This window comes from Sphaerochaeta sp. UBA5836 (assembly GCF_002432845.1).
In the GTDB taxonomy this organism is placed as follows: Bacteria; Spirochaetota; Spirochaetia; order Sphaerochaetales; family Sphaerochaetaceae; genus Sphaerochaeta.
This window is the reverse complement of sequence record NZ_DJGW01000109.1, coordinates 1,367-11,738: the sequence shown is the minus strand read 5'-3', so window position 1 is coordinate 11,738 and position 10,372 is coordinate 1,367. Positions and strand designations below refer to the sequence as shown.

The 10,372-nt window shown below is 53.0% G+C and carries 9 protein-coding genes; 2 read left to right on the top strand and 7 right to left on the bottom strand.

Annotated elements, in window-relative coordinates:
• From B3F49_RS10965 to B3F49_RS10950, 4 genes are all read right to left on the bottom strand, one after another.
• A partial coding sequence (locus B3F49_RS10965) for an MFS transporter (RefSeq protein WP_293911031.1) occupies positions 1 to 1,748 on the bottom strand: 1,748 nt, incomplete at its 3' end.
• 6 nt (positions 1,749 to 1,754) lie between these two features.
• Positions 1,755 to 2,333: an ATP-dependent Clp protease proteolytic subunit gene (locus B3F49_RS10960; RefSeq protein WP_293911028.1), complete on the bottom strand. Its 579-nt coding sequence runs from the start codon at positions 2,331 to 2,333 to the stop codon at positions 1,755 to 1,757.
• Positions 2,334 to 3,063: 730 nt separating this feature from the next.
• Positions 3,064 to 3,495, bottom strand: a complete 432-nt coding sequence (locus B3F49_RS10955; protein WP_293911026.1) for an RloB family protein — start codon at positions 3,493 to 3,495, stop codon at positions 3,064 to 3,066.
• Entirely contained in the window at positions 3,477 to 4,775 is a 1,299-nt protein-coding gene (locus tag B3F49_RS10950; protein WP_293911023.1) for an AAA family ATPase, read from the bottom strand. Before B3F49_RS10950 ends, B3F49_RS10955 begins: the two co-directional genes overlap by 19 nt.
• Before the next feature lie 242 nt (positions 4,776 to 5,017).
• Here B3F49_RS10950 and era point away from each other — a divergent pair, with 242 nt between their 5' ends.
• Positions 5,018 to 5,899: a GTPase Era gene (gene era, locus B3F49_RS10945; RefSeq protein WP_293911021.1), complete on the top strand. Its 882-nt coding sequence runs from the start codon at positions 5,018 to 5,020 to the stop codon at positions 5,897 to 5,899.
• Here era and B3F49_RS10940 read toward each other — a convergent pair.
• Together B3F49_RS10940 and lysS are read right to left on the bottom strand one after the other, a co-directional pair.
• On the bottom strand, positions 5,896 to 6,519 hold the full coding sequence (locus tag B3F49_RS10940) for a flavodoxin family protein (protein ID WP_293911019.1): 624 nt from the start codon (positions 6,517 to 6,519) through the stop codon (positions 5,896 to 5,898). The two genes, era and B3F49_RS10940, sit on opposite strands and share 4 nt — an antisense overlap.
• 62 nt (positions 6,520 to 6,581) lie before the next feature.
• A complete protein-coding gene (gene lysS, locus B3F49_RS10935) occupies positions 6,582 to 8,156 on the bottom strand; it encodes a lysine--tRNA ligase (RefSeq protein ID WP_293911017.1) in 1,575 nt (524 codons plus the stop codon).
• 81 nt (positions 8,157 to 8,237) lie between these two features.
• Here lysS and B3F49_RS10930 point away from each other — a divergent pair, with 81 nt between their 5' ends.
• Positions 8,238 to 8,900 (top strand): septal ring lytic transglycosylase RlpA family protein, encoded by a 663-nt coding sequence (locus tag B3F49_RS10930; protein WP_293891516.1) that lies wholly within the window; start codon positions 8,238 to 8,240, stop codon positions 8,898 to 8,900.
• Here B3F49_RS10930 and B3F49_RS10925 read toward each other — a convergent pair.
• Positions 8,884 to 10,347, bottom strand: coding sequence for a phytoene desaturase family protein (locus tag B3F49_RS10925; protein WP_293911015.1), 1,464 nt, complete (start codon positions 10,345 to 10,347; stop codon positions 8,884 to 8,886). The genes B3F49_RS10930 and B3F49_RS10925 overlap by 17 nt on opposite strands.
• Positions 10,348 to 10,372: the final 25 nt, after the last annotated feature.

The following is a 10,372-nucleotide window of genomic DNA, read 5'->3' as shown; positions in this document are numbered from 1 at the left end:
TCGATGTGTTTTGCCGAGTGGCTGAGCTCATTGACCAAATTCAGGTACTCGGTGCTCTCGGTGATTCTTGCAAGGCTCTTGCTGGCCATCGACCGCACCGACGACCATCGACCGTGAAGCATCAACTGTACGAGCGCATCCTTTGCCTTCTCCTCCTTGCGGTAGGAGCCGAGGGCGGCGATGGCGTCAAGCTGAACATAGGAGTCGTCGTCTCTTGCCACCTTGATCAAATCATCCAACAGCGATTTCCTGGGCCGGTCGGCAAGGGTGCGCACCGCCTCCAATTTATCAGGCGAGAACGGGCTGGCCAGGATCTGGCGCAGCTCGCTGGTGGCAAGGTTGTTGAAGTTCTCCCCAAGGCTGAGCATCAAAAACCGGCGCTTTGCCGGGTCGCTGGTGTGCTCAAGCTTCTCGATCATGGAGACAGCCCGGATGCCGTGCATCGAAAATATTACTTGCGCAGCCTCCTGGGAGGAGTAGGCACCCACTTCCTGCAGTCTGCTTGCCACCAAGGCTTCGATCATGGTCAGGGCGATGGCAAAGAGAAAGACCAGGGTGTAGCCGTTGCCTGCGGCCTTTCCATCGAAGACAAACAGGTTTCGGGCGATTTCGCCTTTATCGGCCAAAAAACCGCTGAAGATTCCTACAAAGAAAGCGATGATGGCAATGACAAAGTTGACCATCGAGTTGAATGCAACCGTTTCATCATCCGGCATGACCTGGGCGACCAAGCGGAAGGTCAGAAGGCTGATCAATGCAACAAAGAAGTTGGTGAAAAAACCCAGGACGAAGAACCAGATGGGATTGACGTTCTTGGTGATCAGCACCCAGGCCATGAAAAAGAAGAGCGAGAAGAGGCTTGAGAAAAACACCAGCGGGCGCGATCCGAGCCTGTCGGAAAACTGCTTGCTGACATAGCTGGCTGCCATGACCGACACGCCGAGGACCACCGAGTATACCACGACCAACGAGTTGGAAAGCCCCAGCTCAATGCGCAGAAACGGTGTAGTGAGGCCGAAAATTACGGCGACTGCCGTTGAAAGCCAGCGCAGGATCAGGCGACGGCGGAACATTTGCTGGGCCATTGCCTCCTTGAAGAGGACCATGACCGTCCTGCCCTTCTTGAAAACAATCGTGCTGCGTGATGGAATAAGGGACATTTCCCGGCTAGCAAAGAAGTTAACAAACACTCCCACCATCTGCAGTCCAATCAGGCCGGCCAGACCGCCGAAACGCTGGACGCCCAACACCAGGGCGGTGAGGCAGCGCACCACAATCGATGAGCTCTGGTAGGCGGCATTGACGTTGGCCACGACCTTGCCCCGGTTGGAGACACTGCTGATGTTCTTCAGCGTCGAGTCGTTCAGTGCGATGCCGATCATGCGGAAGACATTGAACAGCGTATAGACCACCAGCAACAACAGGACTGCAAGGTCGCCGGAAACCGCATACAGGCCCAGGTAGCCCAGACACACCACGCCGCGCAACAACCAAACCAAGGATTGCACCTTGATCTGGTTGCGGCCGTGGAACATTTGAGGAACAAAAGGAAGGATGATGCCGGCTATATAGCTGGCTGACGAGATATAGCCCAAGGCTATGTTACCGGCACCGAAGTAGATAGCCAAGAGATACACGATGGTATCACCGAGCAGGCTGTAGGCGACACCGTTGTACAGCTCCTGGCGGTACATATGCTTCCTGCCGACTCGTTTCTCTGCCTCGCTGAGGTATTTTGTCTTGCCCATGGCCAGTTACAGCTCACTCCTGGAAGAGACAATCCTGCTCACCAACCCATAGGTCTTGGCCTCTTCGGCCGAGAGCCAGTGGTCGCGTTCGGTGTCCAATCTGACTTCTTCGGCACTCTTGCCGGTTTCTGCAGCGATCAGGGCGTCGAGCTTGAGACGCAGCTTCTCCAGATGCAGTGCATGAATCTCAATATCGGTTGCTACACCGCGCATCCCACTCATCGGTTGATGGATCAGGTAGGTGGAGTTGGGAAGTGCGATGCGTCGCTCGGCGGGGACGGCCAACAGCACCAAGGAGGCGGCGCTGGCAACCAGGCCCATGCCGATCATGGTCACGGGTACGCTAATGAAACGGGCCATGTCGTAGATGGCATAGCCGGCATCGACATCGCCGCCGGGGCTGTTGATGAAAATCTTGATCGGTTCGTTGCTCTCGCCTTCGAGTACCAAGAGCTGCTTGATCACAGCCTCTGCACTTTCCTTGTTGATCTCCCCGGAAAGGAGGATGCTTCTGGTCTTCAAGAGCTTCTCTTGCATCTGCGGATCCTGCACGGCAGGCTTCTTCTCTTCTTCTTGTTGCGGCATGGGACGCCCCTTGTGTATGGTTTAGGACAAAAGTCAACCCAAGTATACGGGATAAGGGCGGCCTTGAAAAGGGAGATGGCTTTGAGATGCATAGGCAAAACCCGACCGTTCATCACAAAGTATCATAGCCTCGGCATGACAATAGCGATTCAGGATTGCTTACGCAATGGATTTTAAGGCACAACTGGGCGGTTAAAAGAACGCGCCAGTCATACACATATCCCCTATTGTCAATTCGAATACCATTTTCTATACATTTTGTACCTTTTTCAGGTTTAAACATGTCTATACCTGCATCGAATTATTTCTCAAGCCAATGCTGGTTATACAAACTCCCAGGACCCATACCGCTTGCCCTGCTTTCGAAAGAGCACATCGGCACCAACCAAGCCAGATTCTATAGCAAAGAAGCAGGCTTGCTTCCTTCCTTCGCTTCAGAGGCTTTGATGAGTCTCTATACATTGCAACTACTTACTTCCCGTCTCACGCGTTGCATGGTCGGCTCAAGGCAAGCAAGCGATCGAGCAAAACATGTACAGTGGTGGAAGACTCCTCCTCTGCAGGGGATTGGTGGGGATATCGGTCATAGATACGCTTTGCACGTTCAATGGCAAGGTCTACCCTACGTTTCCTATACTTGGCGTCATAGCCAAAAAGCAAGTGAAAGAATTCTGGAGTAATTACCTTGCTGCCGGTTGCATCATACCACGCTCCCAGAGGTTGTATCGCTCTATTGATTTAGATCTGCATAGTGATTGCGATGCAATGCGCCTCCCTGATGGTCATTGAAATGAAGTAGCAACCAATATTCAAACGCCTGATTGGAATAGGCAACACGGAAACCTTTTGCTGAAGCGAGTACTATTGCTTGGTTGAAATCCTGATCGGGAAAATCATCCTTGTCAAAAACACACCAGACTTCATCAAATGCCTTGGATGTCACCAGCTGCTGAGCCCTCCTGACCAAAGAAAGGGTGTTGCATCCCTGCCCAACCACTTCGATGGTTGCTGTCTTTAACTTCAATGCATTGAAATAGGATGGTTCGGTTTTCTTTCCCTCGCACACAATAAGAAAAGTTGGAAGCATAGCTCTTGTGGGCTTTTTCCGAGAAAGATTTCGGCTCTTTTGCCTGCGATTTTTCTCTACTTCCCTTGAGGCCACGGTTTCCCCTGTTCTGAAGCAACGTCACTGCAATGTTTGAATAGTTGAATATAGGGAACCGCCCCATATTTGCCTTGCAGGTAATTCGTTTCAAAATTCTCGCTTTTTCTGACTTGAACCGACTTGAATTCGGAAAGTGCATACAGATGAGAAGCTTCGCATGCATTCTTTTCCACAAACCATATTTGATCTTTCCTCAATCGATCGGATTGAAGAACGATTGTATTCTGGATCGTGGCAACCAATTGGGCTCCTTTGGTATTTATAGACGGATCGTTGAATAACGATACCAGTGCAAGCACGAGGTTTGGATGCAATCGGGCATCAAACTCATCTATGAAAAGCGCTTTGCCTTGGTCCAGGGCATCGAGTATGTGGCCGGCAAGGGAGAAAAACCTTCGTGTGCCATGTGATTCATCCTCATCCATGGAGAACTCAATCCTTCCAACAATGCTCTCGTTCGCATCATACACATAGTGTTCGGTCTCACACGCAAAAGCAGCCATGTCCTGGGCGTCTGTTGCTTTAGCCTGTACAGGAACCTTCATATGGATATCCAGTATTGCAAGGTCTGCCATTTTCATCAGGCTCATCATCTTTTGGTGGAATACCGGCTGCTCTTTCACCTTCGCCACATACCATGCATAATCATATTCGCCGAGGCCGGAAAGGACTGTTACACCGTGTTGGAACCACTGGACAACAGAACTGCAGATCGCATCATTGAACTGCGCTGCCACAGAAAGCATGAGCGCATTGTCCCGCACCAAGTTTTCTGACCGGAGAAGGTTTCCTTTCTTGAAATACTTTGCATGCGTTTGCAGGGTATGGTCGATTGTATCACGGTAGAAAATCTGATGCTCCCTTCCCTCGCTCTTGTAGAACAACCATTCGGAAAGAACTTGCTTGCGAGTGACTTCAAATCCATACCGAAAAATCGCCTGGTTTTGAAAGAAGATGATTTCGAACTCGCTTGGTTCGTTCTTGGTTTCTTCACAAAGCAGGAAGGGTTTGGTAGGGATGTCTTCACCGATCTGGCTCTCCTTGGATGAATCAAGCACAAATTTCCGAAAAAATGCCAGAGACTCGAACAGCTTGGTTTTACCAGAAGCATTTGCCCCATGCACAACCGCGGCTCGCAGTATGCGAAGTCTCTTCTGTGGTACATGCTCGACATTCTCAAGCTCGAGCGTAGTTTTGTCATAATTGGACGCAACGAAGCTCAACCGTGCGGTCTCCTTGAAGACGGTGTAGTTTTTAACTGAATACTCGAGTATCATATTTCCACCTTTTAAACGTTTTTACGTCTAATAATAGCTCTAATACTAGAAAGATAACGCATATATGATCCATTCTCAACAAATAACTGCATTAATCGGAATTATTGCAACCAAAACAGCTAATTCGACATATACCTTCTTTACCCTAAGAAGCAGGCTTGCCGACTTCGCTTCAGAGGCTTCGATGAGTCTCTATACAAGACAAGATAAATTCCCGATACTTACCGTAAGGAGCCACACCCATGAAATGTGCCACGGTTGCCATCATCGGCCGACCATCAGCAGGCAAAAGCACCCTGCTCAATACCATCTGTGAGATGAAAGTCTCCATCACCGCATCTACACCCCAGACGACACGCAATGCCATCAGGGGAATCTATACCGACAGCCGCGGGCAGTTGATCTTCACCGACACCCCGGGTTTCCATCTCAGCGAGAAGACGCTCAACAAGCGTCTGCAGGAGACTGCACTCAAGAGTCTTGAGGAGAGCGATGCCGTGCTCTACATCCTCGACTCAAAGCGCAGCGCCGGCGAGGAAGAGCTCGCCCTGGTCTCGCATATTGCCAAGATCAAGACTCCGGTGGTCTGTGTCATCAACAAGGCAGACATCATCCGCAACAGCGAAGAAGAGGCGGCGAAGGCCTTTCTTGCCGAACACCTTCCCGGCAGGCCGGTGCTGAAAGCTTCGGCCAAGCTGGACGAGGGAGTCGATGAAATACTGATTGAACTGTTCAAGCTTGCCCCGGAGGGCGAGCTGCTCTACCCCCCCGACGCATATACCGACCAGAACCTTGAGTTCCGCATCAGCGAAATCATCCGTGAGAAGGCCATCAACCTGGTGACCGAGGAGATTCCCCATGCCATCTATGTCACCATCGAGGACATAGAGCACACCGAAGCGACCAATACCATCTGGGTGCGTGCAGCAATCATCGTCGAGCGCGATACGCAAAAGGGTATCGTGGTCGGCAAGGGTGGTGCGAACATCACCAAGATCCGCAAGGGTGCGGAGCCCGAAATCCGCCAGATTTTCCCCGGTAAGAAACTCAGGCTCGACCTCAGGGTGAAAGCCCAGGACAAGTGGAGAAACAACTCCGTCGTCCTGGACAAGATTCTGCGCTAACGGATGTAATTCGTAACAAACCGGCGTTCAGCTTCGGGAGCGGCCAAACCTGCTTGTCTGCCTGCTTCAATACAATGCAGCAGCCAGGCAAGGTTTGCTCCCAGGTTGCGCATGACCTGCAGTCCCTCAAGGTCCTGTTCAACCTCGGAGGGAGAGTTTCCATGTACACTGTTCCAGTACGTTGAAGAGACCACCGGCATGCCGCTGATGGTAAAGTACTTGTTCATCTGGTCGAAGGAAGCACTTGCCCCTCCTCTTCTGCAGGAGACCACCGAGGCGCCGGGCTTGAGGTACATGCGTTTGGAAACAACGCGGAACAATCTGTCCAGGAAGGCGCTTGCGGCCCCTGCAATACTGGCATAGTGGACCGGAGATCCAAGAATGAGGGCATCAGTGGCGAGAGCCTTCTTGGCCGCTTCATTTACCTTGTCGTCGTTGAAGACGCAAACCCCGTGCTTGAAGCAGTAGCCGCAGTCGATGCAGCCGTGCAGGCTCTCCTTGCCGATCCACAGGATTTCGCTCTCAATTCCTTTCTCCTGGAGAACAGAAGCAATCTCCTCTAGAGCGCGATTGGTGCAGCCCTTCTGGTGAGGACTGCCGTTGATCATCAAAACATGCATAGAAACCTCCAAACAAACAACAGGGAGCCGAAGCTCCCTGCAAGTATGCCATACATCAGTAATCAATAGTTGGAAAGAATGGCCAGGACCTTCTCTTTTCCACAGGTCTGCAAGAAGGGCCCGAGCTTCGGGCCGCGGTCCTTGCCGATCAGGATGGTGTAGACAAGCTTGAAGAAATCCCCTGTATCGAGCCCGTTGAGCTTTGCAGCATCGTAGAGGCGTGTGGTGTACTCCTTATCCTCCAGCTCGTCCATCTGTTCAACAACCTTGACCAGGTCATGGATGGCCTTGGCCTCTACCTCGTCAAGCTCTACCAAGGGGTCTCCCTCATGCCAGAGACGGTACTTGAAGTCCTCGGGGGCGAAGGTGGTGATCCAGTTCCAGGCGCACTTGCACCGCACCCGCAGACGCTCCTTCTGGCTATCGGTCATCTCACCGAGGGTGGAGATGGCACGCTCGATATCCCCTTCATGCAGCTGAAGCAGGTTGCACAGGTGGCGGAAGGGAATCTGGTAGGAGGCTTCGGAGGGGATTTTCCCGACCTGGCTCAGCTCGTAGATTCTTCTCTCCTTCTCCCTGCGCTTCTCGTTGACTTCCTGCAGGCCGAAGTAGATGCGCTCGCAGGTATCGTAGTCTTCGTAGATTTTCAACACGTCGAGGTCGAAGGAGATGGAGAACTCCGTGTTCGGCCGGGTGCCGGCGAACATGAAGCGGGTGATCTCGGGAGTATAGACTTCCAGCACATCGTAGAGGGAGATGACCTCGCCGCTTGAGGAAGAGATCTTGCCTCCCCTGCCCTTGATGCTGATGAAGTCGTACTGGAACGATACCGGAGGCTGGCCGCCGAAAACCGTCACGACCTTCTTGGAGGTATCGAAGCTGCCGCCTTCACTGTGGTGGTCCTTGCCTGCCGGCTCGAAGTCTACGCCTTCATAGGCCCAACGCATGGGCCAGTCGATTCTCCAAGGAAGCTTTGCATAGGGGGTAGTGCGAAGATCGATGGTTTCCGTCTGGCCGGTCTCGTCGTCACGATAGGTCACATTCCACTCGCCGTCCCAGTCGAGGATGGTGGTGGTATCCTTGTCGGTGAAGGATGAGAAGACGGAAATCGGCCACCAGTCGGCCTCAAGGGGTTCGGTTCGGAACTCGTTCAGGATCGCCCTGATCTCTTCTCTCTTCTCAAGGGCGGTTCTCATGCCCTGGGCATACATGCTTGCGCGATACCGCTGGGCCTGGTAGAGGTACTCGGGCTCTACACCGACGGTGGGAAGGATTTGCTCGACATCCAGCTCGTTGGCACGTGCGTAGTTCTCCGCCCTGCCGGTGGTATCGGGAACCAGGGTGATGGGTTTGCGCAGATAGGTTGCCAGCAGCTCGGGCTGGGGCATGTTCTTGGGAACCTTGCGGAACACATCGTAATCGTCCCAGCTGTAGATGAAGCGGACCTGTTTGCCTTTGGCCCTCAGGGCCCTCACCACCAGCTCGACCGAGATGATCTCCCGGAAGTTTCCAATATGGACTGTGCCGGAAGGGGTAATGCCTGAGGCGCAGGTATAGACATCCTTGTCCCCTTTCTCACGAATGATCTTGTCGGCGTATATATCCGCCCAATGTGTAGATACGTTCTGTTCGCTCATAAACGTCGATTATAGTGAATCATATTCATCAGTTCAACTGCTGGTTGCCAAAACAAAGACCGAGAGCTTATACTCTTGAGTATGAAACGATTGACAGCATTGCTTGCAGTACTTCTTATCGCCTCGTTCGCCCTGACTGCGGCGGATGAGCCGCTTCAGCCGGGTTCGGTCATTGAGAAAGGGATTGCCTCTTGGTACACCACCGACAAGAGTGAGAGCTTGACTGCCAATGGTGAGATTTTCGACGCCAATGCCATGTCGGCAGCACACAAGAGCCTGAAGTTCGGCACGATCGTCAGGGTGACAAACCTTGCCAACGGCAAGAGTGTGGATGTTCGCATCAACGATCGCGGACCCTATGTCGATGGAAGGATCATCGACCTCACCCCGGCTGCGGCCAAGCAGATCGACATGCTCACAAGCGGCATCGCATCGGTCGACCTGACCCTGATCTTCGAGCCGGAGGTTCCCGAGTCAAAATACAATCGCGCCGGAGACACCGGCTGGTACCAGATCCAAGTGGGGGCCTACTCCTCCCTGCTTACCGCCTATGCCCAGTACGACAGGCTGCTCAATGCAGGGCTCAAGCCCTACGCCGAGCAGCTTGCCGACTCCCAGGCGGTACGCCTTACCGTGCGTTGGGTTCCGGCTTATCAGCTGGACAGGACGATGAAGGCTCTTTCAGCCCTTGGCTTTGCCGAAAAGAATGTGCTGAAGAAGAGCGAGGTCAACCCTTACCGCTAAAGTGCTTTCCATCCTGCTTGCAGATCATTCGTGCTATGTCCCGTCCATCCTTTGCCGCGGCGGGAAGCCCCCCGCCGGGGGCCGTCCACTGCCCGATCATGGCAAAACGGGACAGGCCTTCCAGCGTCTTGGGCAGGCGTGCAGAGAGGGTTGCCTTGGTCGGGGCGAAGCCCTCGAAGCTGCCTTTCCAGTTTCCGGTGTAGCGGATGACCGAGTGGGGTGTTGAGACATCGACCATGTCGATCAAGCCTTCCAGTGGTCCAAATAAAGCTTCCAACCGCATGACCACCTCGCCTGCTATTCTCTTCTTCTCCTCTTCATACTCCTGACGATGATCAGAGGCAAGCTTCTCCCATGCCTCCCACTCCCATGTGTTGATCAGGACTGTCACCAAGGTACAGCCCTCAGGTGCGAGGGTGGGGTCAAAGGCGTAGACATTCAGGCTGAAATTGTTGTGCGACGTCCCATCGCAGAGAACAAGGGGCTCTTCAAAGTAGGGAGATGAGGAATGAACAAACTGCCGAAGATCTTTCTTGATGCCTAAGGCCACCATGACGGTAGAAGGGAATAGTGGATACTGTTCATACGCTTTCTTGTATGCAGGGCAGAGATACAGTCCCGATAGCATTGCGTAGAGCGTGGTATACCCGTCTGCAGCGCTGACCACATAGTCGGCATCAACAATCCGGCCATCCGAAAGCTGTACGCCTACTGCCTTTCCTTCTGAAACCAATACCTTTTCCACCGGGCTGTTATACCGGAAGGAGACACCAAGAGAAGAAGCTTTGCGGGCGATGTTCAGAGCAAAGTTCAAGGACCCTCCGATTGGATAACCTGCGCTCTTGTACGGCTGTTGGGAGAGGCCGAGGGTGAGGGCAATGAGGCTCCAGTCGGGTGGCAGGGAGGAGAGGAAAATCTCGCGCAGCCTTGGATTGGTAAAGCGCTTGGCATACTCTTCCACCGGTACAAGATGGCCCATCATGGTAGCGAACTGTACCAAGGAAGCGAAGGGGTTGCCGGAGAAAGACCCTGCCAAGCGCTTGAGGCTCCGATGGAACTTTTTAATTTGTTTTGCATCCTCCGGAGCGAGGGCCAGCAGCGACTCCTTCAGCTGTTCAAGGTTGCTCGATAGACACAATGAGTCCCCGTTGGAAAGACCTATGGTGGTGAATTGGTCGAAGTTTACAATTTCAACCGGAGAACCATCGGCATTGGTGAAGGCCCCCAGTTCCTGCCACAGAGAATAAAATGGAGTTCCTTCGCGTGATCCCATCAGCCAATGGATGCAGTAGTCGATGGTATAGCCACCTCGTTTCCAGGAGGTGCAGAGGCCGCCAGGCAGGCTGTGCTTTTCCACAACAGTAACGCGGTAGCCGTTTCTTGCAAGGTAGGAGGCTGCAGAGAGCCCTGCTACTCCTGCTCCAATGACAACGATGTGCTTTTCCATGTTACTACCTCCAAACACTTAGTCT

Coding starts and splice junctions, on each gene's coding strand:
- B3F49_RS10960 (WP_293911028.1), bottom strand. CDS start 2,333: ATGCCGCAACAAGAAGAAGAGAAGAAGCCTGCCGTGCAGGATCCGCAG.
- B3F49_RS10950 (WP_293911023.1), bottom strand. CDS start 4,775: ATGATACTCGAGTATTCAGTTAAAAACTACACCGTCTTCAAGGAGACC.
- era (WP_293911021.1), top strand. CDS start 5,018: ATGAAATGTGCCACGGTTGCCATCATCGGCCGACCATCAGCAGGCAAA.
- B3F49_RS10940 (WP_293911019.1), bottom strand. CDS start 6,519: ATGCATGTTTTGATGATCAACGGCAGTCCTCACCAGAAGGGCTGCACC.
- lysS (WP_293911017.1), bottom strand. CDS start 8,156: ATGAGCGAACAGAACGTATCTACACATTGGGCGGATATATACGCCGAC.
- B3F49_RS10930 (WP_293891516.1), top strand. CDS start 8,238: ATGAAACGATTGACAGCATTGCTTGCAGTACTTCTTATCGCCTCGTTC.
- B3F49_RS10925 (WP_293911015.1), bottom strand. CDS start 10,347: ATGGAAAAGCACATCGTTGTCATTGGAGCAGGAGTAGCAGGGCTCTCT.